The following is a 19,982-nucleotide window of genomic DNA, read 5'->3' as shown; positions in this document are numbered from 1 at the left end:
TGACCTCCTGGGTCGACGGGGTCAGCGCTCGAGTCTGCCGGCCACCTCGAGTGCCAGCCGGTTCGCCTCGGGCTCGCCGACGGTGATGCGTACGCCGTCCTGGTCGTTCCCGGCCACGTAGACGCGCACCATGATGCCAGCCTCCGCGAACGCGTCGGCGTACGCCTGGCTCTTCTCGCGCGCAGGGATCCAGACGAAGTTGCCCTGGGCCTGCGGGACGGTGAAGCCGAGTCCGCGCAGGCCGTCCACGAGCACCTCGCGCTCCGCGACGAGCGCGTCGACCCGCTCCATCAGCGCGTCATGGGCGTCGAGCGAGGCCACGACCGCGGCCTGGGCCGGCACCGACACCGCGAACGGCAGGGTGCAGGCCTTGAGGGCGGCGGCGACGTCGGGGTGGGCCACCGCATAGCCCACCCGGAAGCCGGCGAGGCCGTAGGCCTTCGAGAACGTCCGCAGCACCACGACGTTCGGCCGGCCCTGCCACACGTCCAGGCCGCGCGTGGCCGCCGGGTCGGTGACGAACTCGACGTACGCCTCGTCGACCAGCACCAGCACGTGGTCGGGCAGGTCGTCGACGAACGCCACGAGCTCGTCGTGGGGGATCGTCGGACCGGTCGGGTTGTTCGGGGTGCACAGCATCACCACGCGCGTGCGGTCGGTGACCGCGGCGCGCATCGCGGCAAGGTCGTGGGTGCCGTCGGCCGCGAGCGGCACCGGGACCGGGACGGCCTCGGCCAGCTGGACCGCGATGGGATAGGCCTCGAAGGAGCGCCACGCGTACACGACCTCGTCGCCGGCCTCGCAGGCGGCGTGCAGGACGGTCGCGAGGACGGTGACCGAGCCGGTGCCGAACACGAGGTTGTCGCCGGTGACGTCGACACCCGAGCCCGAAAGGGCGGCCGCGAGCCGGTCGGTGATGGCGGTGTTGGTGGCGTCGGGATAGCGGTTCATCTGGCCGCACGCGGCCTGGACGGCCTCAAGGACGCCGGGCAGCGGCTCGTACGGGTTCTCGTTCGACGACAGCTTGAACGACACGCCGTCGGGGCCCAGGGGCGCGGGCTTCCCGGCCCGGTAGGGCGGCAGCGCCGAGACCGAGCCGCGGATGCGTACGCCCATCAGATGCGGACCTTGCCCGCCGGGGTGCGGAAGTGGGCCGCGACGATGCCGGGCGTGCCGTTCGGTGCCATCCACTCGATGTCGACATCGGAGAACATCGCGGGGCACTGGCCGCCGAGCCAGTCCTCGAGGCGATGCTGGTCGCCCGCGACCTCGACGCGGATGAGTTCGATCTCGCCCTTCAACGCCTTCGGAAGGACCGCCTCCTCGGAGGTCCACTTCACGAAGAACGGGAGCTGCGGGTCGGACTGGAGGCCCTTGACGCCGAGCTGTTTCCAGGTGAGGCGGCGGCCATCGGGGAAGTTGCGGACGCCGTTGACGGCCTCGCGGCCGAGACGCTTCTCGAAGGGGGCGATGTCGTCGACCGAGACGGCCCAGCCGAGCCAGCCACCGCCGGCCTCGGAGCGGGCGCGGACGGCCTGGCCGAACGGGGCCTTCTCGGCAGCGGGGTGGTCGAGGACCTCGACGATCTCGAGGTAGCGACCCTGGGTCAGGGCGATCACCCGGTTGCGCGTGCCGAAGGTGGGGTGGAAGCCGCCGTCGCGCGACTCGACCCCGAGCAGGGAGCCGAGTCGTTCGGCGGTCTGGACCAGACCCTCGGGCCCGGCGGCGAAAACTAGGTGGTCGAGATGCATGCGGACCATTGTGGCCCGTCCATACCAAGCGTCAATTCACGGGGTTGGCCTAGCACGAGCAGAGCACCTGTGTTAATGGCGTGTCGCCGGATGGAAGGTGCGCGACGGGCCGGCAAGGAAGTCCTCGCAGTGGCCGACCAGGTCGGCGTACGCCTGCTCGCCCATCAGCGCGACGAGTTCGTCGTGGCTGGAGACGTAGACGGGGTCGGGGGCGGTGTGCGCCTCGGTGTTGGACGTGCAGTACCAGTCGAGGTCGTGGCCGCCGGCACCCCAGCCCTCGCGCACGTATTCGCCGATCGTGACCTCGGTGTAGGTCGTGTCGTCGCCGCGGGTGACCTCGCGGAACTGGCGTCGGATCGGGAGCTGCCAGCACACGTCGGGCTTGGTCTCGACGAACGAGCGCCCCTCGCGGGCCGCCAGGGTGTGGAGCGCGCAGCCCGCGCCGGCGGGGAAGCCGGGACGGTTCAGGAAGATGCAGGCGCCGTCGACGACGCGGGTCTTGCGGGCGGGCTCCTCGCCCTCGCCGACCTGGTCGGCGGCCTCGAGCTCGGCCCAGGCGTCGCGGCCCTCGGGTCGCAACTGCCAGTCGTCGTCGGTCAGTCGCGTCACCGCCTCTCCGACGCGCGCCTCGTCGCCGGCGTCGGAGAAGTGGGCGCCGAGGGTGCAACAGCCGTCGTCGGGGCGATCGGCGTAGATGCCCTGGCAGCCGGACCCGAAGATGCAGCGCCACCGGGACGTGAGCCAGGTCAGGTCACACCGGAACACCTGGGACTCGTCGGCGGGATCGGTGAACTCGACGAAGCTGCGGGGGAATCGCAACAGGACCTCAGGCATTGGAGGAGTGTAAGGGCTGCGACCGTGACGGAGTCGACGCGGCTTCGACTCCTTCGTCGCTCAGCCAGCGTGACCTCTAGTGTGCTCCCCGTGCGCTTAGGAGTCCTCGACATCGGGTCCAACACCGTCCACCTGCTCGTCGTCGACGCCAGGGTCGGCGGCGCCCCCGTGCCCGCTGCGTCCCACAAGCGCGAACTGCGGCTGGCCGAGCACCTCGCCGACGACGGGTCGATGAGCCGCGCCGGCATCGATGCGCTGGTCGCCACCGTCGCCGAGTGCCGCGACTTCGCCGAGGACACCGGCTGCTCCGAGATGCTCCCGTTCGTGACCTCCGCGCTGCGGGAGGCGTCGAACTGCGACGACGTCGTCGGCGAGGTGCGCGACGCGACCGGGGTCGAGGTCCGCGTCCTCTCCGGCCACGACGAGGCGCGCGCCACTTTCCTCGCCGCACGCCGTTGGTTCGGCTGGTCGGCCGGCGCGCTGGCCGTCTTCGACATCGGCGGCGGATCGCTCGAGATGGCCGCGGGTCGCGACGAGGAGCCCGACATCGCCCTGTCGGTCCCCGTCGGCGCCGGGCGCCTGGCCCGCCGGTTCGGACCCCGCGAGCGCTCCCGCGTACGCCGCCTCGCGCGTGCCGAGGTCGGCGGCGTCATCGGTGACGTGCTCCGGCGCGGCCCGTTCGACAGGGCGGTGGCGACCTCGAAGACCTTCCGTACGCTGGGCCGCCTCACCGGCGCCGCCCCGGCCACCGAGGGACCGTTCGTCCGTCGAATCCTCGAGCGCTCCGCGCTGCACGAGGTCGTCAACCGGCTCGCCGCGACCAAGCCGGAGGCGCGTGCCGGCCTGCCGGGGGTCTCGGAGGGCCGCGCCGACCAGATCCTCGCCGGAGCCATCGTGGCCGAGGCCGTGATGGACCTGGCCGGGCTCGAGACCCTCGAGCTGTGCCCGTGGGCCCTGCGCGAGGGCGTGATCGTGAACCATCTTGACCACCTCGACTACTTCACCGACCGCTCCCCGCGCGCCCGCCGCCTGGGCGACTGAGGCGGCTTGGCGGCCGGCACGCGCGAGAACCCGGGTCTTTCCGGGGTCGCCGCACGGCGTACCGGCTTTCCGAACCGGCCGTCAGGGGGCATGATCGACAGCGATGCTCACGCCCTCCGCCCCGCTCGCCGTCGCCATCTCGGTCTTCGGCAGCCTCTGCTATGCCTTCGGCATCGCCCTGCAGCACCACAGCGTCGGTGAGGGAGGCACGGACTCCGTCGGCTTCCGCGCGTTCCTGAAGCTGCTGACGACGCCCCGCTGGCTCCTGGGCCTGCTCCTGGTCGGCGTGTCCGCCGCGTGCCACCTGACCGCGCTCACCTTCGCGCCCATCACCCTGGTGCAACCCATCGGCATCCTCGCCATCGTCTGGGCCGTCCTCCTCGAGGTGCGCCAGCGCCGCCTCGAGTCCACGTCGCGCCTGTGGGCGACCGTCGCGGTCGCCGTGGCGTCGCTGGCGGTGTTCGTCGTGCTCGCGGGCCTCCACACGCAGGCGACGACCCATCTCGCCGTCGGGCCCGTGCTCGCCACCGGCATTCCCATCGTCGTCATCGCCCTGATCACCGGATTCCTGGCGCCCCGCCAGGGCCGCGCCCTCCGCGCGTTCCTCTGGGCCGCATCGGCCGCCATGGTCTACGGCCTCGCGACCGGCATGATCCGCGTCGGCCTCATCACCGTGGCCCAGCCCCGGTGGTTGCTGTCGCCCTGGTTCTGGGCGGTCGTCGCCGTGCTCGTCATCGGCTACAGCGGCGCCGCGTGGGTCGTCCAGCAGTCGTTCGCCGCCGGCCGTGCGTCGGTCAGCGTCGGCGTGATGACCACGGTCGACCCCGTGATGGCCGTCCTGTTCGGCATCTTCGCCCTCGGCGAGGGCGCCCGCATCGGCCTGTGGTCGGGTCTCGCCATGGCCGTCACGGCCGCGCTCGCGTTCGGTGCGGTCGGCCTGCTGTCGGCGCGCCGCGACCACCCGGAACACGAGTCGCCCGCGTCCGAGCCCGTCCCGACAGCCGCGGCGCGCGATGGCCTCCGCTGACCCCGGGACCCCGCGTACGCGCCCCCGCGTCGCGCTGGTCAGCGACTACTGCTTCCGCACCCTCGGCGGGGCGCAGACGGCGATCATTCAGCAGGCCCGCGCCCTCGCGGTCGACCACGACGTGGTCCTGATCGCCCCGCGCTCCGATGCGCTCGCCGCGCTCGCCGGCCCCGGCATCACCACGCTCGGCCTCGACCCCTTCGTCTATGTCCCGTTCGCGGCCGTCGTGTCGGTCCGCAACAGTCCGCGTACGCGCGCTCGCGTCGCCGAGGCGCTCGACGGTGTCGACGTCGTCCACCTCCACTCCGAGCTCGGCATCGCCGCCGCGGTCGTCGCAGTGGCGAAGGGGCGCGGCATCCCGATCGTCCACACCATCCACTGCTGGCTGAACACGCCCTACCCGATCCAGCGGCTGCTGGCCGTCGTCGTGCCGCCCTACCACCGCGTGATCACCGGCCTGCCGTGGCGACGCCGCCACCTGTCCGACCAGCCGGGCGACTCCGCCATGCGCACCATGACGTACGCGGTCGCGCGCCACGCCGACCGGATCGTGCTGCCCTCGGCCCACGTGGCGGCCCAGGTCGCGACCTCGGGGCTCGGGCCGATCGACGTCATCCCGAACGCGCTGGCCGAGCCCCCGGCCGACGCGACGCCGCTCGAGGCCGTCGACGGCCCGATCACGATCGTCTGGATCGGCCGTGCCGTCGAGGAGAAGCGCCTCACGCTGTTCGCGAAGGCCTGCATGGCCGCGGTCGAGCGCCTCGGCCCCGGCCGCCTGCGCATCGAGGTCGTCGGCGAGGGCGAGTCGCTGGCGCGCGCGAAGGCCATCACCCGCGGCCACCCCGACATCCGCTTCCTCGGCCGCCTGCCCAACGATCAGGTCCAGGCCCACATCAGGGCCGCCCACGCCACGGCGCTCACGTCGTGCGGCTTCGACAACCAGCCCATGACGATCGTCGAGTCGGTCATGCAGCTGCGCCCGGTGATCTATCGCGACCCCGACCTCGCCGAGGGCCTCGACACCGGCGCCGGCCTGCCGGCGTTCGGCGACGCCGACGCGTTGGCCGAGCGGCTCGTGGACCTCGTCGAGCACCCCCACCAGCTCGTGACCGCCTCGCAGGCCTGCGTCGAGGCGCGCCAGACGTTCGCGGGATCGACCTTCGTCGAGCGCGTCTCGTGCTGCTATCGGGCCGCCGGCGCGAACTGGCCCTGAGCGCCTACCTCCCCGGCGTTAGGCTCACGGGGTGAACGAGCAACCCGATGACCCGACCCCGGTGTCGCTGAGCACCTCGGCGGCCTATCCCGAGTCCACCGCGGCCGGCTTCGCCTACGCCGAGAGACTGGGCTATGACGGGGTCGAGGTCATGGTCGGGCTCGACGCGCAATCGCTCGACGTCGACGCGCTCGAACGGCTGCGCGACCACCACGGCCTGCCGGTCGTCTCGATCCACGCGCCGACCCTGCTGGTGTTGCAGCGCGTCTGGGGCTCCGACCCCTGGGAGAAGCTCGAGCGTTCCGCCGAGGCCGCGAACCGGCTCGGCGCGTCCACGGTCGTCGTCCATCCGCCGTTCCGCTGGCAGGGCCGGTACGCGTCCGCGTTCGCCGAGGGCGTCCGCCGCCTCACCGAGACCACGGGCGTGGAGTTCTGCGTCGAGAACATGTATCCGTGGCGCACACCCCGCGGCGAGTTCAAGGCATACCTCCCGGGGTGGGACCCGACCGAACTCGACTACGACCACCTGACGCTCGACCTGTCCCACGCGTCGACCGCCCGCCAGGACTCGCTCGCGCTGGCACGGTCGTGGGGGGATCGCCTGCGCCACCTCCACGTCACCGACGGCAAGGGGTCGTTCAAGGACGAGCACCTCGTCCCGGGTCGCGGGGACCAGCCGGCGGCCGAGCTGCTGGAATACCTTGCGGGCAAGGGATGGGACGGGCACGTCGTGCTCGAGGTGAACACCCGCGGTTCCGGAGGGCGAGCCGGCCGCGAGGCCGACCTGGTCGAGGCGCTGGAGTTCACCCGCACCCACCTCGCGCGCGGGCGTACGCCGGATCACCGCTAACCTGAGGGCCGGCCCGCGCCCGGCGCGGACGCCGGACACGACGAACAGGCAGACGACCAACAGAACAGGTGGGGACCAGTGGACGTGGTGCGACAGGCGCTGCTCGGCGTCGCGCGGAACGAGACCCTGAAGAAGACCGCGGTGGGCTTCGCGCCCACCCGCAAGGTCGTCGAGCGGTTCGTCGCGGGCGAGACGGCCGACGACGCGGTCGCGGCAGTGCGATCCCTGCGGGACAAGGGCATCGCGGCCACCATCGACCACCTCGGTGAGGACACCCTCGACGCCGACCAGGCGGCCCGGACGGCCGAGGCCTACCTCGTTCTGCTCGAGAAGCTCGGCGAGGCCGACCTCGCCGCCGGCACCGACCTGTCGCTGAAGTTGTCGGCGCTCGGCCAGCTGGTCGGGCCGCGCGGCGAGCAGCTCGCGCTCGACCACGCGCGCGCGATCTCGACCGCCGCACGCAACGCCGGAGCCACGGTCACGGTCGACATGGAGGACCACACCACGACCGACTCGACGCTCGGGATCGTCGCCGAACTCCGCAAGGACTTCCCGTCGACGGGCGCGGTGCTGCAGGCGTACCTCCACCGCACCGAGGCCGACTGCGCCGCGCTGGCCGGGCCGGGGTCGCGCGTACGCCTGTGCAAGGGCGCGTACGCCGAGCCCGAGACGGTCGCGTTCACCGACCGGGCCGAGATCGACCGGGCGTACGTGCGGTCGCTGCGCATCCTGATGGAGGGCGAGGGCCACCCCATGGTCGCGACACACGACCCCCGGCTGGTCGCCATCGCGCTCGACCTGGCGAACCGGAACCACCGCGCGCCCGACAGCTATGAGATGCAGATGCTGTTCGGCGTGCGCCCGCAGGCCCAGGAGCAGATCGCGGCGCAGGGTCACCAGATGCGGGTCTATGTGCCGTTCGGCACCGATTGGTACGGCTACCTCGTCCGTCGCCTCGCCGAGAAGCCCGCCAACCTGTCGTTCTTCCTGCGCGGACTGGTGGACCGCCGTTGACCGGGCCCGCCGCCTGATGCCGGCGCGCCGATGAGCCACGCGTACGCGGCCCCACCCGCCGCGGGGGCCAGGCCGCGCCCCGTGGCCGAGCTGCTGCTCGTGCTCGGGGTTTCGCTGGGGGAGTCGGCGATCTATTCGGTGCTGCGCATCGTCGAGCGACTGACGCGCGTCGACCAGCCGCTGAGCCAGCAGAGCGCGTCGACCAACCAGTCGGTGACGCCGGAGCGGCCGTGGCTGGACCTGGCGTACCAGGTGGCGAACGTGACGCTGCCGCTCGTGCCGGTGCTGTTGGCGTTCTATCTGCTGGCGGTCTGGGTCGGGCCGCGGTTCGCGCCGTGGGACCGGCTCGGCGTGGGGTCGCGGCGGCTCGGTCTGGACCACCGGCGCCCGCTGTTCGACGTGCTGTGGGGCGTGGCGATCGCCGCCGGCATCGGCATTCCCGGGCTGTTCTTCTATCTCGGCGCGCGCCAGTGGGGGCTGAATGTCGACGTGCGCCCCGGCAACCTCGCCGAGAACTGGTGGACGGTGCCGGTCTATGTGCTGGCCGCGTTCATGAACGGCCTGCTGGAAGAGGCCGTCATGATCGGCTATGCCTTCGTCCGCCTGCGCCAGGCGCGCTGGTCGTGGCCGGCGGTGATCGTCGTGAGCGCGCTGGTGCGGGGGTCCTACCACCTCTATCAGGGGTTCGGCGGGTTCGCCGGCAACGTGCTGATGGGCCTGCTGTTCGGGCTGCTGTTCCTGCGGCTGCGACGCGTGGGACCCCTGGTCGTCGCCCACACGGTGATCGACATCGCGGCCTTCGTGGGGTACGCGGCGCTGCACGACAAGGTGAGCTGGCTGTAGATCCGTGGGATGATCGACGGCGTGTCCGAGCGTCGCGACCTCACGAAATATGCCTGGCTGTCCATCGGGGCGGCCATCGTGACGATCGCGCTGAAGACCGGCGCGTGGGCCATCACGGGCTCGGTCGGCCTGCTGTCGGACGCCGCCGAGTCGATCGTGAACCTCGTCGCCGCAGTCGTGGCGCTCGTGGCCCTGAAGGTCGCCGCACGGCCGGCCAACGCGAAATACACCTACGGGCGCGCCAAGGCCGAATATTTCTCCGCCGCCATCGAGGGCATGATGATCTTCCTCGCCGCGGCGGTCATCCTCGTGACCTCGGTGGAGCGATTCGTCCACCCGCGACCCATCGACGACGTCGGCCTGGGCCTCGCGATCTCGGTCGTCGCGAGCGTCGTCAACGGCGTGGTCGCGGTCGTGCTGATCCGGGCGGGGGAGCGGTTCCGCTCGCTGACGCTCGCCGCGGACGGGCGTCACCTGATGACGGACGTGATCACGTCGGCGGGCGTCGTCATCGGCGTCCTGCTCGTCTGGCTGACCGGCTGGGACCGCCTCGACGCCATCGTCGCGTTCGCCGTGGGCGTCAACATCATCGTCACCGGCGCGAAGCTCGTCGCCGAGTCGACCGAGGGGCTCCTCGACGTCACGCTGCCCGAGGCCGAGAACCGGGCCATCATCGAGGTCCTGCGCCGGCGTACGAGCGACCAGGTGACGTTCCACGGACTGCAGACCCGCGTGGCGGGCCACCAGCGCCACGCGAGCCTGCATGTGCTCGTGCCGGGCGACTGGACGGTGCAGCAGGGTCATGACTATCTCGAGGAGCTGGAGGACGAGCTGCGCGCGGCGGTGCACGACCTCCACGTCATGACCCACCTCGAGCCCTTCGACGACCCGTCGTCCTACCGTGACCGGCCGATCGGGGAGGTACGCATCCACGACGACGACCACCACGACGGCCGCGGGGCGGCGCTGGGGTCGGAGTAGGACCCTTCGACTCGGCCGCGGGCGGCCTCGCTCAGGGAACGTGTGGTGGGGTCGGGCGGCCTCGCTCAGGGAACGTGTGGTGGGGTCGAGCGGCCTCGCTCAGGGAACGTGGACCGCGACGCGGAATGCGCCCGCGCGTGTCAGTCCCACCGCGTACGCTGGGCCCGTTCGTGCAACCAAGGAGAGAGACGTCATGCGCGTAGGTGTGTTCGGGGCGACCGGTCAGGTGGGTGGCGTGATGCGCGCCCTGCTGGAGGAGCGCGATTTCCCGGTCGACGAGATCCGGTTCTTCGCGTCGTCGCGGTCGGCCGGCAGGACGCTGCCGTTCAAGGGTCGTGACGTCGTCGTCGAGGACATGGCGACCGCCGACTTCGCCGGGCTCGACATCGCGCTGTTCTCGGCCGGCAAGGGCGCCTCGAAGGAGTTCGCGCCGAAGGTCGCCGCCGCCGGCGCGGTCGTGATCGACAACTCGTCGGGCTGGCGCATGGACCCCGACGTGCCGCTCGTCGTCGCCGAGGTGAACCCCGAGGACACGGTCGCCCCGGCCAAGGGCATCATCGCGAACCCCAACTGCACGACCATGGCGATCATGCCGGTGCTCAAGCCGCTGGCCGTCGAGGCCGGCCTCGAGCGCCTCGTCGTCGCGACCTACCAGGCCGTGTCCGGCACGGGCGGCACCGCGGTGTCGGTGTTCGCCGACCAGGCCCGCGACACCGCCGACCTCGAGGGGCTCACCTTCGCCGGCCGCGCCGACGAGGTCGCCGACCCCGCGCCCTATGTGAAGCCCATCGCCTTCAACGTCCTCCCGCTCGCCGGGTCGATCGTCGACGATGGCTCCGACGAGACCGACGAGGAGCAGAAGCTCCGCAACGAGTCCCGCAAGATCCTGCACCTGCCCGACCTGCGCGTGGCGGGGACCTGCGTACGCGTGCCCGTGTTCACCGGCCACTCGCTGGCCGTGCACGCCGAGTTCGCGCGCGAGATCTCGCCGGAACGCGCCCGCGAACTGCTCGCCGACGCCCCCGGCGTCGAGCTGATGGACGTGCCGACGCCGCGCGACGCGGCGGGCGCCGACCCGTCGTTCGTCGGCCGCATCCGCGCCGACCAGTCGGCCCCGGAGGGCCGCGGCCTGGTGCTGTTCGTCTCGAACGACAACCTGCGCAAGGGCGCGGCGCTGAACGCCGTCCAGATCGCCGAGGTCGTCGTCGCCCACCGCGGCGCGGCCGCCACCGCGGGGGTCTGAGCCATGGCGCGGCTCGCCATCCTCGGTGCCGGCGTCATGGGCGAGACCGTGCTGGGCGGACTGGTGAAGGCCGGCTGGGACGCGGGCGACATCGTCGTCACCGACCGCCGCCCCGAGCGCAAGGCCGAACTCGAGGAGCGCTACGGGGTCTCGGTGGTGTCCAACGTCGAGGCCGCGGGCGCCGCCCAGACGATCCTCGTCGTGGTCAAGCCCCAGGACATCGAGCCGGTGCTGTCGGAGATCGCGCCGGTCCTCGCGCCGGGGGCTGTCGTGGTCTCGCTGTGCGCCGGAGTCTCCACCGCCCGCATCGAGGCGCGGCTGCGCGAGGGCACGCCCGTCGTGCGCGTCATGCCGAACACCCCGGCCCAGGTCGCCGAGGGCATGGCGGCGATCTCGGCCGGTTCGTCGGCGACGAGTGACCACCTCGACACCGTCACCGAGATCCTGGCCGCGACCGGACGGGTGGTGACGGTCCCGGAACGCTATCAGGACGCCGTCACGGCCATCTCGGGGTCGGGACCGGCCTACCTGTTCTTCGTGGTCGAGGCCATGATCGAGGCCGGCGTCCAGCTGGGGCTGCCGCGCGACACCTCCAGCGAGCTCGTCGTCCAGACCATGCTGGGCTCGGCCAAGCTGCTCAGCGAGTCGGGGGAACACCCGACCGTGCTGCGCGAGCGGGTGACCTCCCCGGGTGGCACCACGGCCGCCGCGGTGCGCGCGCTGGAGAACAACGGCGTACGCGCGGCGTTCATGGAGGCGATGGAGGCCGCGCGCGACCGGTCCGCCGAGCTGGGCTCGAAGTAGGGCCACCGACGTGCGCGCCTGCCTGGTCCACTCCGACGAGCTGACCCACTATGACTTCGGGTCGTCCCATCCGATGGCGCCGGGCCGCGTACGCCACGCCATCGACCTCGCCCGCGCGCTCGGGGTGATGGACCACCTCGATGTGGTCGAGGCGCCGCCGGCCGACGACGCGCTCGTGCGGCTGGTGCACACCGACGACTACATCGCGGCGGTGCAGTCCGACCGGGTCCAGACCCACTACGGGATCGGCACGCCGGACAACCCGCTGGTGCTCGGCATGCACCACGTGGCGTCCCGCGTGGCCGCGGCGACGACCGAGGCCGCGCGGCTGGTCTGGAGCGGCGAGGCGACGCGTGCGGCCAACATCTCGGGCGGGCTCCACCACGCCATGCCGGCGGCGACCAGCGGGTTCTGCGTCTACAACGACTGCGCGATCGCCATCCGGTGGCTGCAGGCGCAGGGCGCGCAGCGCATCGCCTACCTCGACATCGACGCCCACCACGGCGACGGTGTGCAGGACATCTTCTACGACGACCCGAACGTGCTGACGATCTCGCTGCACGAGTCGCCGATCCACCTGTTCCCCGGCACGGGCTATGCGTCCGAGATCGGCGCCCGGGGTGCCGAGGGCTCGGCGGTCAACGTGGCGCTGCCGCCGGACGTCGACGACGCCGGCTGGCTGCGCGCGTTCGACGCGATCGTCCCCGCGGCGCTGGAGGCGTTCAAGCCCGACATCCTGATCAGCCAGCACGGCTGCGACTCCCACGTCGCCGATCCGCTCACCGACCTGCGGCTGTCCGTGGACGGGCTCGCGGCGTCGTACGCGATGGTGGCCGACCTCGCCGATCGCTTCTGCCGGGGGCGCTGGGTCGCGACCGGCGGGGGAGGGTACGCGGTCCACTCCGTGGTCCCGCGGGCCTGGACCCACCTGCTGGCGGTGCTGGCGGGCCATCCCATCCCGACCGACACCCCGACGCCGGAGTCGTGGCGCGCCGGCATGGCCGCCGAGGGCGTCGAGGACATCCCCGAGACGATGGGGGACGGGTGCTCGGGAGAGTTCGAGGCTATCGGCTGGGGCTACAACCCGTCGAGCCGCGTCGACCAGGCCATCATCGCCACGCGCCGGTCGGTGTTCCCCGACCTGGGGCTCGACCCGGACTTCTGACACGCTCGGGCTGGCGCGATCGGCTTTCGCGTCGCCCCATTTACCACTACTGTCACTCCCAGTGCGTGCGACGCGCCGGAGGGGAAGCCGGTCGCAGGGATGCGTGCTGGAAAGTGTGTGCCATGAGCGATCCGCAGCGCCCCGCGCTCTCGCCCGTCGACGACCTCTCCGGGGTCAAGTTCGTGACCGTTGCCGAGGTGGCGGCCATCATGCGCGTGTCGAAGATGTCGGTCTATCGGCTGATCCACTCCGGCGAGCTCGAGGCGGTGCGCTTCGGCCGCAGCTTCCGCGTGCCACAGAAGGCGGTCAACGACTACCTGCGGGGCTCGTACTACGACGTGGGCTGAGCCGCGTGGTCGGACCTGCGGGTGCCCGGAAGCGTGACCGGGCCCGTTTCGGCATGAACCTTCACCTGAACGGACGGATCGCTCGGACCGCCCAGCGGGACGAGGGACCGAATGCCGGCGACCTCGATCGCCTGATCCGGGTGTGGCGCGTCGGCCAGGAACTGGCCCGGCAGGGTCCCCTCGATCCCGTCCTGGTGACCCCGCGTGCGACCGGTCTGTCGACTCGGCGTGGCCTTCCTGTCGACTCCCCGGCCGTACGCAAGGTCTCGCGGGCCGCGGTGACGCAGCTCTGGCACCGCGGGACGAACTCCGTGGTGATCCTCGACGTGCTCGCCGGTCGCGAGTGTCGGATCGAAGTGCCGCCGCGCGAGGTCGCCGGACTCGGGCTCGACGTGCGGTTGAGCGACGTCGACATCGACCTCCTGGTGCTGCTCCATGAGCTCAAGGGGGCACCGCGTCGCCGGTCCACAACTCCTCCGGTCCCCGTCGGCGACGAGACGCTCCCGCGTACGGTCCTGCTTGGTCCTACCAGGCGTTGAGACCGAAAATCTTGTGATGTGGACGTTCCTGACCCAGGAGTCCTGTGGGTGACACGCGGTGCGGCGGCCTTTTCGCGCGAGAAGTTCGAGGCAACCGGAAGTTTCCGGGTTCCTGTGCCGGGCGCGCGTTGACAGGGTGGAGGGGGCAAGGGTCCGAGGAACCACCCCCCATCCTGGAAGTCCGGAGGCACCCCATGCACCCCTCGACGCGTCGAACCCGTCTCGCCCTGCTGGCCGCCGTTGGTTCTGCCGCCGTCGCGGCAACCGCGCTGACCGCCACCGATGCCGTGGCGAAGGAGGCCGGACCCGAGGACCCGGGTACGCCGGCGAAGTCCGCGCCGAAGCCGGCGCCGAAGCCGGCCGCGAAGTCGGCGCCGAAATCAGCGCCGAAGTCCGCCGCGAAGCCCACCTCGAAGAAGATGTCGGAGAACGAGCAGGCGCGCGCGGACAAGAAGGAACAGCGGGCCGAGGCGAATGCGGCGGCGAAGAAGCGTGCGGTGGCGGCGAAGGCCCCGGCGAAGTCCGCCGCGAAGCCGAAGCAGAAGCCCGCCGCGAAGAAGATGACGGAGAAGGAGCAGGCGCGCGCGGACAAGAAGGTCCAGCGCGCGGACGCGAACGCAGCGGCCAAGAAGAAGGCCGTGACCGCGAAGCCTGCGGCGAAGGCGCCGGCGGTCAAGGCGCCCGCGAAGCCTGCGGCGAAGGCCCCAGCGAAAGCGCCGGCCAAGCCCCTCGACCTGCGCCAGGCCGGGAAGTTCCCCACGCGGATGAACGACGCCGAGCAGGCCAAGCTGGACAAGAAGGAGCAGGTCGCGACGCAGAACGAGGCCGCGGCGAAGAAGGCCAGGGCGCAGCACGTCCAGGCGGCCAACAAGGCCGACCGGCAGGCCGTGGTCGAGCGGAAGGCCGAGGCTGCCGAGCGTCGCGTCGGCGCGAAGCAGGATGCCCGTCGCAACGAGTCCATCCGTCAGGCCGAGGCGAAGCTCGCCCTGAAGGCGAAGAAGGTCGAACAGCAGTCGGTCGCCGAGCGGAAGGCCGAGGCGGCCGAGCGCCGGGCCGGCGCGAAGCAGGATGCGCACCGGAAGGCGGCGGAACGGAGGGCCACTGCGGAATGGGTCGCGAAGTCGCCTCGCATCACACCCTCCGCCGCCAAGTCCCCAGCCCCCTCCAGGCCGGGGGGCTTCCAGACCCAGCCGAAACTGGACCTGTCGCCCGAGGCCCTGAAACTGATCAAGACCCCGGAGGAGGGGCAGGCGCGCCTCGACAAGCAGGAGCAGGTGAAGCCCGGCAACGCCGCGGCCGCCCGCCGCGCCGCCGCCACGCAGGACGCCAAGCGGAAGACACAGAACCGCGAGGACGCGAAGCCGGGCAGCCTGAAGAACCAGCTCCGCCACCAGGAGGATCGGGAGGGGCAGCGCAGCGTACAACTGACGCCCAGCGAGCGTCAGCGTGACCGCGAGAAGAAGGCGGGCCTGGACTCGGGGTCGGTCCGGCACGTCGACGGCCACCGCGAGTTGGAGTCGGCGAAGAAGAATCCCAAGGCCCAGGGGCCGGGCGTCTGCGCCGAGGCCGACTATGCCCCCGCCGGTTTCGGGGCCGGTCTCCAGGTGTGCAACGGGGCGAACTGGAGTGCCCAGGCGGTGCGCGGCCACGCGGGTCAAGCCGTGTCCGGGAAGGTGTCCGCCGTCGATGCGGCCCCGAAGCCCGGTTGGGCGCTCAAGGCGACGTCGGAACGGCAGATGGGCACCTACAGCAACTCGGTGGAGGGGAAGATCGGGCGCGAGGACAGCGGCAAGGTCACCGAGTCGTTGGGCGTCGAATCCAAGGCGGTGACGGGCCACTCGGTGGGGGCCACGTGAAGTTCGCAGGGGCGCGCCCGGAGGAAGTTCGCGGGAAGTACGGGACGCCGGCGGGCGTCGGGGCGGAGGGGGCGTACGACGTCACCACCGACTCCTTCAAGATGTCCGGCGGCAAGAAGCTGTCCGGCGGTCTCGGCAGCAAGAACGTCGTCACCGTCGAGCGCACGGAGGTGCAGGTGCGTCCGCCGTCGCCGGCCGAGCAGCGTGAGTTCCTCGACAAGGTCCGCATCAGCGAGAACGAGCGCGTCCAGAAGCTGAAGGACTCCAGCCGGGCCGAGGACCCGGGGGCCCTGACCCAGTCGCCCATGCGCCTGCGCGCGGAGCAGAAGGCCCGCGAGAACGGCGTCGAGACCCGGAACGCCCAGTTCCGCGCCCACGGGTGGGAGCGCTGGGCGGCCGCGGCCGGCTACAGCGACTCCGACATCGCCGCGGCCAGGCACGATGCCCGCGACGGGGAACGCGAGCAGGCCCGCCGGGTCGCCGAACGCCGGTGACGGGAGGCCGTGACTTGGCCGATCCGGCGCGACCGCGTAGGATTCCGTTCTTGTCCGGCGCATCCGTCCGGGCTCGCCTCACTCCGCTGGTCCCACCCGATCGCGACCGGGGCGAATCGATTCTCTGAGAGGCACCACCTGTGGGTTCGGTCATCAAGAAGCGTCGCAAGCGTATGGCGAAGAAGAAGCACCGTAAGCTCCTGAAGCGCACGCGCATTCAGCGTCGCCGCGCCGGCAAGTAACTCCGAACCGAGTCCCCTCATGTCCCGCGTCGTGCTCGTCACGGGCGTCGCGCGTGACGTGGGGGCCCGTTTCGCCCGCGCACTGGCCGCGACCGAGGGCTATGAGGTCATCGGCCTCGACGTGACCTCCCCCCGCCACGAGTTGGGGGCGGTCAACCACGTGCGCGCCGACGTACGCAGCCCGCTGGTGCAGCGCCTGGTTTCCGACCGTGCGGTCGACACCGTCGTCCACCTCGGCCTCATCGACGGCGGTCAGAGCCGCGCGTCGGCCAAGGAGGCCAACGTCATCGGCACCATGCAGTTGCTGGCGGCGTGCCAGAAGGCCGAGTCGGTCTCGAAACTGGTGTTGATGAGTTCGGCCGTGGTCTATGGCTCCGGCCCGCTGGCTCCGGCCCGGTTCACGGAGCCGATGGCCAGGCGTACGCCCGATTCGCCGGGTTTCGCCAGTGACTGCCTCGAGGCCGAGAGCTATGTCGACGGCCTCGCGCTGCGCCGACCCGACGTGACAGCGACGACGCTGCGGCTGGCGAACCTCATGGGCGCCGGCGTCGACTCCCCGCTGACGCGCTACCTGTCGTCGGCGGTCGTGCTGCGACCGCTGGGGTTTGACGCGCGCCTGCAGTTCCTCCATCCGGCCGACGCCGTCACCGCCCTGCTGGCCGTGGTCGAGCGCGACCTGCCCGGCACGTACAACGTGGGCGCCGACGACGTCGTGACGCTCACCCAGGCCGTGCGTACGCTGGGTCGCCCCTCGCTCGGGGTCCTGCCCGACCTGCCGCCCGCCGCGTGGTCACTCGGCCGCCGCCTGGGCCTGACCAGCGTGACCGCCGACCAGTTCCGGGGCGTCATGTTCGGGCGCGCGATGGACACGTCGCGGTTCGCCGAGGCCACCGACTTCACCCCCCACTACTCGTCGCGCCGCGCGCTGGACGAGTTCGCGGCGCTGGGCGAGCCGGGCCTGTTGTCGATCGACAAGGTCGACCGGGCGCTGGACGCCGCGGCCCGCATGTTGGCCCCGGCCCCGGGAAGGCGTACACATGGCTGACCGCGACCGCGGCGGCGACGACCGCCCCGACCTCGGGTCGCTGCTGATCGAGCTGGCCGGCGCTGGGGTGGAGGCGCTGGAGAAGTTGCGCGGGGCCGGTGGCGACCAGTGGAGGCGCCTGGCCGACGACCCGTGGCCGGCGTTGTTCGAGGCCGGACGCGCGGCCGGCATCGAGTGGCAGGGGTCCCTGGAGGAGTTGGTGGCGTTCGCGCGCCAGCGCATCTCGGGCGACTACGCGGTCGACGAGTTCGGGCTCGATCCCGAGTTCACCGAGCGCGTCGTGTTGCCCGCTCTGCGCTTCCTCGCCACGCGTTGGTTCCGCATCGAGGTCCGCGGCCTCGAGAACGTGCCCGCCGACGGACCGGCGCTGCTGGTCGCGAACCATGCCGGCGCCATGCCGATCGACGCGCTGATGGTGCAGTCGGTGGTCTTCGACGGGCTGGGCCGGCACTCCCGCATGCTCGGCGCCGACCTCGTCTTCGAGACCCCGTTCAGCCACGACTTCGCCCGCCGTGTCGGCGCCACGGTCGCCTGCCCCGAGGACGCGGCGCGGCTGCTGTCCAACGGCGAGTTGGTGTCGGTGTTTCCCGAGGGGTTCAAGGGGCTCGGCAAGCTCTATTCGGAGCGCTATCGGCTCCAGCGCTTCGGCCGCGGCGGCTTCGTGTCGACGGCGCTGCGGGCGCGGGCTCCGATCGTGCCGGTCTCGATCGTGGGCTCGGAGGAGATCTATCCGCTGCTGTCGAACGCGCCGGGACTGGCGAAGACCCTGGGCTTCCCGTATTTCCCGATCACGCCGCTGTTCCCCTGGTTCGGCGTGCTCGGCATGATCCCGCTGCCGAGCAAGTGGATCATCGAGTTCGGCGAGGCGATCACGACCGACGAGCTGGGCGCACACGCGGCGGATGACCCCATGACGGTGTTCCAGATCACCGACCAGGTGAGGTTGACGATCCAGAACCGGCTGTACGCGTTGTTGGCGCAGCGTCCGGGGGTTTTTCTGTAGGGCGTGGGGTGGGTGTCCGGGAGCTTCGGTTTGCGGCTGGGACTGTGTGCATTGCGCCGCTCCGCGACGCGATCGGCCTCGCGCGCACGATCCGGTGTCTTCGGACACTCTTCGCGACGCGGCCAGGCGTGGATTCGAAGCCTGCGGTTCGTCGGTAGGCCGCGCCGCTCATCGGCCCTCCAGTCACCGGGCGCGCGAGTCCAGGCGGGGCTGGCCGGAACGTTCTCCGAGCGAGCGCCAGCGAGACGAGGAGCTGGGCCCTCCCGCGTTTGAGTCCCGAAAGGTTGTTTGAGGCTGTTCGAACCGACTCAAACCACCTTTCGGGACTCAAACCGCTGATGGGGCTGGTGTTGGCGAACGCTCCTGCAGTTCGAGTGCCGAAGTTGCGTTGGAGAGGGGTGCACCGTTCGCGAGGACAACTAGCACTCGCCAACTGCAGGACGGTTCGCCAACGGCCTGCGGGGCCGTCATTCGGGGCCGTCATTCGCCTGACGGCCGCGTACGCGTGTGGCACCCTGCATGCAGGCCGTCATCGGTACGCGGGGCCGCCATGTCGATGACGGCCTGGATTGACGGCCTGTGGGGCTCCTCGTCTCGCTGGCGCTCGCTCGGAGAACGTTCCGAGTCGATCTTCCTCGTCTCGCTGGTGGCTTCGACTCCTTCGTCGCTCAGCCGGCGTGGGGTCGTTCCTTGGCTCGCTGGTGGCTTCGACTCCTTCGTCGCTCAGCCGGCGTGGGCTCGGAAGGCCGAGGGTGGGGTGGGGTCCGGAGTTCGGTGAAGCGGCGTAAAGACGCCGCCGCCAAACGGGACCAAAGAACATTCGGCTCGGCGTCCAGCCGCAAACCGAAGCTCCCGGACCCCACCCCGCCCGCCACCCAAGAAAACCCCTACACCCGCGCCCGAAGAGCCCCCAACGCCAGCCCTCCCAGTGCCACCGCCGCGATCAACCGCCTCCGCCGCCCCGCTCCACGGAAGTCGTGCACCTCCCACCCGCGTTCCTCCGCGATCTCGCGCAGGTGGTGGTCGGGGTTGACCACGTGCGGGTGGCCCACCATCTCCAGCATCGGCAGGTCGTTGCACGAATCGCTGTACGCGTGGCACTGCGCCAGGTCATAGCCCTGCTCGCGGGCCACCGCCGCCACCTTCCGCGCCTTCGCCGGACCGTGCAGCAGCCCGTCGACCAGCCTCCCCGTGTAGGTCCCGTCGCGCTTCTCCGCCTGCGTCCCGAAGCCTCCGGTCAGCCCCAGGTGGGCCGCGGCCGCGTCGGCGATCTCGGTCGGCGCCGCGGTCATCAGCCACACCGGCACCCCGACGCGCAGGTGGCCGTCGGCGAGGGCGCGCGTCTGGGGCCAGATGCGGCCGGCGATGGACCGGTGATAGATCTCTGTGACGTCGTGGGCCAGTTCGTCGACGCCGCGGCCGGCGATGATGCCGAGGATGGTCTCGCGGGCCTCGACGATGTGGCCCTCGTGTTCCTTGCCGGACGCCCGGAAGATCGCCTCGAGCCACAACGCCCGCACGATGACGCGCAGGCGGAAATAGTGCCGGGCGTACAACCCCTTGCCCAGCTGGATCATCGACGTGCCGCGCACCAGCGTGTTGTCGAGGTCGAAGAAGGCCGCCGTGCCGGGGTCAGCGGGCGGCTCGGAATGCATGGAATCCACCCTAGGGCACCGCGCCCGGGAACCCC

Annotated in this window: 20 protein-coding genes and 1 pseudogene; 17 read left to right on the top strand and 4 right to left on the bottom strand. The window is 71.5% G+C overall.

Annotated features, from left to right (window positions below):
- Window positions 1-21: 21 nt before the first annotated feature.
- The 3 genes from hisC to ACYVAG_RS15020 form a co-directional block, all read right to left on the bottom strand.
- Window positions 22-1,116 (bottom strand): histidinol-phosphate transaminase, encoded by a 1,095-nt coding sequence (hisC, locus tag ACYVAG_RS15030; protein WP_460770973.1) that lies wholly within the window; start codon window positions 1,114-1,116, stop codon window positions 22-24.
- Entirely contained in the window at window positions 1,116-1,751 is a 636-nt protein-coding gene (locus tag ACYVAG_RS15025) for a VOC family protein (RefSeq protein WP_460770970.1), read from the bottom strand. Before ACYVAG_RS15025 ends, hisC begins: the two co-directional genes overlap by 1 nt.
- A 72-nt stretch (window positions 1,752-1,823) precedes the next feature.
- A complete protein-coding gene (locus ACYVAG_RS15020; protein WP_460770969.1) occupies window positions 1,824-2,585 on the bottom strand; it encodes a hypothetical protein in 762 nt (253 codons plus the stop codon).
- A gap of 90 nt (window positions 2,586-2,675) precedes the next feature.
- Here ACYVAG_RS15020 and ACYVAG_RS15015 point away from each other — a divergent pair, with 90 nt between their 5' ends.
- From ACYVAG_RS15015 to ACYVAG_RS14935, 17 genes and pseudogenes are all read left to right on the top strand, one after another.
- Entirely contained in the window at window positions 2,676-3,626 is a 951-nt protein-coding gene (locus ACYVAG_RS15015; protein WP_460770967.1) for a Ppx/GppA family phosphatase, read from the top strand.
- Window positions 3,627-3,729: 103 nt separating this feature from the next.
- Window positions 3,730-4,653, top strand: coding sequence for a DMT family protein (locus tag ACYVAG_RS15010; protein WP_460770965.1), 924 nt, complete (start codon window positions 3,730-3,732; stop codon window positions 4,651-4,653).
- Entirely contained in the window at window positions 4,640-5,866 is a 1,227-nt protein-coding gene (locus ACYVAG_RS15005) for a glycosyltransferase family 4 protein (RefSeq protein WP_460770964.1), read from the top strand. Before ACYVAG_RS15010 ends, ACYVAG_RS15005 begins: the two co-directional genes overlap by 14 nt.
- A gap of 31 nt (window positions 5,867-5,897) precedes the next feature.
- Window positions 5,898-6,716 carry a sugar phosphate isomerase/epimerase family protein gene (locus ACYVAG_RS15000; RefSeq protein WP_460770962.1) on the top strand — a complete coding sequence of 273 codons (819 nt, stop codon included), beginning with the start codon at window positions 5,898-5,900 and terminating at the stop codon, window positions 6,714-6,716.
- A 78-nt stretch (window positions 6,717-6,794) separates the two neighbouring features.
- Window positions 6,795-7,730 (top strand): proline dehydrogenase family protein, encoded by a 936-nt coding sequence (locus ACYVAG_RS14995; protein ID WP_460770961.1) that lies wholly within the window; start codon window positions 6,795-6,797, stop codon window positions 7,728-7,730.
- Window positions 7,731-7,760: 30 nt separating this feature from the next.
- Window positions 7,761-8,573 carry a CPBP family intramembrane glutamic endopeptidase gene (locus ACYVAG_RS14990; protein ID WP_460770958.1) on the top strand — a complete coding sequence of 271 codons (813 nt, stop codon included), beginning with the start codon at window positions 7,761-7,763 and terminating at the stop codon, window positions 8,571-8,573.
- Window positions 8,574-8,594: 21 nt separating this feature from the next.
- Window positions 8,595-9,479: pseudogene (locus ACYVAG_RS14985) on the top strand (cation diffusion facilitator family transporter); the annotation flags it as partial.
- Window positions 9,480-9,747: 268 nt separating this feature from the next.
- Entirely contained in the window at window positions 9,748-10,797 is a 1,050-nt protein-coding gene (locus ACYVAG_RS14980) for an aspartate-semialdehyde dehydrogenase (RefSeq protein ID WP_460770957.1), read from the top strand.
- A gap of 3 nt (window positions 10,798-10,800) precedes the next feature.
- On the top strand, window positions 10,801-11,601 hold the full coding sequence (proC, locus tag ACYVAG_RS14975) for a pyrroline-5-carboxylate reductase (protein WP_460770954.1): 801 nt from the start codon (window positions 10,801-10,803) through the stop codon (window positions 11,599-11,601).
- 10 nt (window positions 11,602-11,611) lie between these two features.
- Complete coding sequence (locus ACYVAG_RS14970; protein WP_460770953.1) at window positions 11,612-12,766, top strand: acetoin utilization protein AcuC; 1,155 nt, start codon at window positions 11,612-11,614, stop codon at window positions 12,764-12,766.
- A gap of 122 nt (window positions 12,767-12,888) precedes the next feature.
- Complete coding sequence (locus tag ACYVAG_RS14965) at window positions 12,889-13,113, top strand: helix-turn-helix domain-containing protein (RefSeq protein WP_460770951.1); 225 nt, start codon at window positions 12,889-12,891, stop codon at window positions 13,111-13,113.
- Window positions 13,114-13,166: 53 nt separating this feature from the next.
- A complete protein-coding gene (locus tag ACYVAG_RS14960) occupies window positions 13,167-13,652 on the top strand; it encodes a hypothetical protein (protein WP_460770949.1) in 486 nt (161 codons plus the stop codon).
- A gap of 194 nt (window positions 13,653-13,846) precedes the next feature.
- Complete coding sequence (locus ACYVAG_RS14955) at window positions 13,847-15,508, top strand: hypothetical protein (RefSeq protein ID WP_460770948.1); 1,662 nt, start codon at window positions 13,847-13,849, stop codon at window positions 15,506-15,508.
- Window positions 15,505-16,002 (top strand): hypothetical protein, encoded by a 498-nt coding sequence (locus ACYVAG_RS14950; protein ID WP_460770946.1) that lies wholly within the window; start codon window positions 15,505-15,507, stop codon window positions 16,000-16,002. The genes ACYVAG_RS14955 and ACYVAG_RS14950 overlap by 4 nt, the downstream gene beginning before the upstream one ends.
- Window positions 16,003-16,142: 140 nt before the next feature.
- The gene (locus ACYVAG_RS14945) at window positions 16,143-16,244 is read left to right on the top strand and encodes a 30S ribosomal protein bS22 (protein ID WP_042842924.1); all 102 of its coding nucleotides are present in this window, start codon (window positions 16,143-16,145) and stop codon (window positions 16,242-16,244) included.
- Window positions 16,245-16,263: 19 nt separating this feature from the next.
- Window positions 16,264-17,289: an NAD-dependent epimerase/dehydratase family protein gene (locus ACYVAG_RS14940; RefSeq protein WP_460770945.1), complete on the top strand. Its 1,026-nt coding sequence runs from the start codon at window positions 16,264-16,266 to the stop codon at window positions 17,287-17,289.
- Window positions 17,282-18,292 carry a lysophospholipid acyltransferase family protein gene (locus ACYVAG_RS14935; RefSeq protein ID WP_460770943.1) on the top strand — a complete coding sequence of 337 codons (1,011 nt, stop codon included), beginning with the start codon at window positions 17,282-17,284 and terminating at the stop codon, window positions 18,290-18,292. The genes ACYVAG_RS14940 and ACYVAG_RS14935 overlap by 8 nt, the downstream gene beginning before the upstream one ends.
- Window positions 18,293-19,179: 887 nt before the next feature.
- Here ACYVAG_RS14935 and ACYVAG_RS14930 read toward each other — a convergent pair.
- Window positions 19,180-19,947 (bottom strand): HAD family hydrolase, encoded by a 768-nt coding sequence (locus ACYVAG_RS14930; RefSeq protein WP_460770941.1) that lies wholly within the window; start codon window positions 19,945-19,947, stop codon window positions 19,180-19,182.
- Window positions 19,948-19,982 lie beyond the last annotated feature (35 nt).

This window comes from Mariniluteicoccus flavus (assembly GCF_054776655.1).
Note: the sequence above shows the minus strand (reverse complement) of the source record. Positions and strands in the feature narration are given on the sequence as shown.

What these genes read in the sequence shown, in the direction of transcription:
- hisC (WP_460770973.1), bottom strand. Translation starts at nt 1,116, where the DNA reads ATGGGCGTACGCATCCGCGGCTCGGTCTCGGCGCTGCCGCCCTACCGG.
- ACYVAG_RS15025 (WP_460770970.1), bottom strand. Translation starts at nt 1,751, where the DNA reads ATGCATCTCGACCACCTAGTTTTCGCCGCCGGGCCCGAGGGTCTGGTC.
- ACYVAG_RS15020 (WP_460770969.1), bottom strand. Translation starts at nt 2,585, where the DNA reads ATGCCTGAGGTCCTGTTGCGATTCCCCCGCAGCTTCGTCGAGTTCACC.
- ACYVAG_RS15010 (WP_460770965.1), top strand. Translation starts at nt 3,730, where the DNA reads ATGCTCACGCCCTCCGCCCCGCTCGCCGTCGCCATCTCGGTCTTCGGC.
- ACYVAG_RS15005 (WP_460770964.1), top strand. Translation starts at nt 4,640, where the DNA reads ATGGCCTCCGCTGACCCCGGGACCCCGCGTACGCGCCCCCGCGTCGCG.
- ACYVAG_RS14990 (WP_460770958.1), top strand. Translation starts at nt 7,761, where the DNA reads ATGAGCCACGCGTACGCGGCCCCACCCGCCGCGGGGGCCAGGCCGCGC.
- ACYVAG_RS14980 (WP_460770957.1), top strand. Translation starts at nt 9,748, where the DNA reads ATGCGCGTAGGTGTGTTCGGGGCGACCGGTCAGGTGGGTGGCGTGATG.
- proC (WP_460770954.1), top strand. Translation starts at nt 10,801, where the DNA reads ATGGCGCGGCTCGCCATCCTCGGTGCCGGCGTCATGGGCGAGACCGTG.
- ACYVAG_RS14965 (WP_460770951.1), top strand. Translation starts at nt 12,889, where the DNA reads ATGAGCGATCCGCAGCGCCCCGCGCTCTCGCCCGTCGACGACCTCTCC.
- ACYVAG_RS14960 (WP_460770949.1), top strand. Translation starts at nt 13,167, where the DNA reads ATGAACCTTCACCTGAACGGACGGATCGCTCGGACCGCCCAGCGGGAC.
- ACYVAG_RS14955 (WP_460770948.1), top strand. Translation starts at nt 13,847, where the DNA reads ATGCACCCCTCGACGCGTCGAACCCGTCTCGCCCTGCTGGCCGCCGTT.
- ACYVAG_RS14940 (WP_460770945.1), top strand. Translation starts at nt 16,264, where the DNA reads ATGTCCCGCGTCGTGCTCGTCACGGGCGTCGCGCGTGACGTGGGGGCC.
- ACYVAG_RS14935 (WP_460770943.1), top strand. Translation starts at nt 17,282, where the DNA reads ATGGCTGACCGCGACCGCGGCGGCGACGACCGCCCCGACCTCGGGTCG.
- ACYVAG_RS14930 (WP_460770941.1), bottom strand. Translation starts at nt 19,947, where the DNA reads ATGCATTCCGAGCCGCCCGCTGACCCCGGCACGGCGGCCTTCTTCGAC.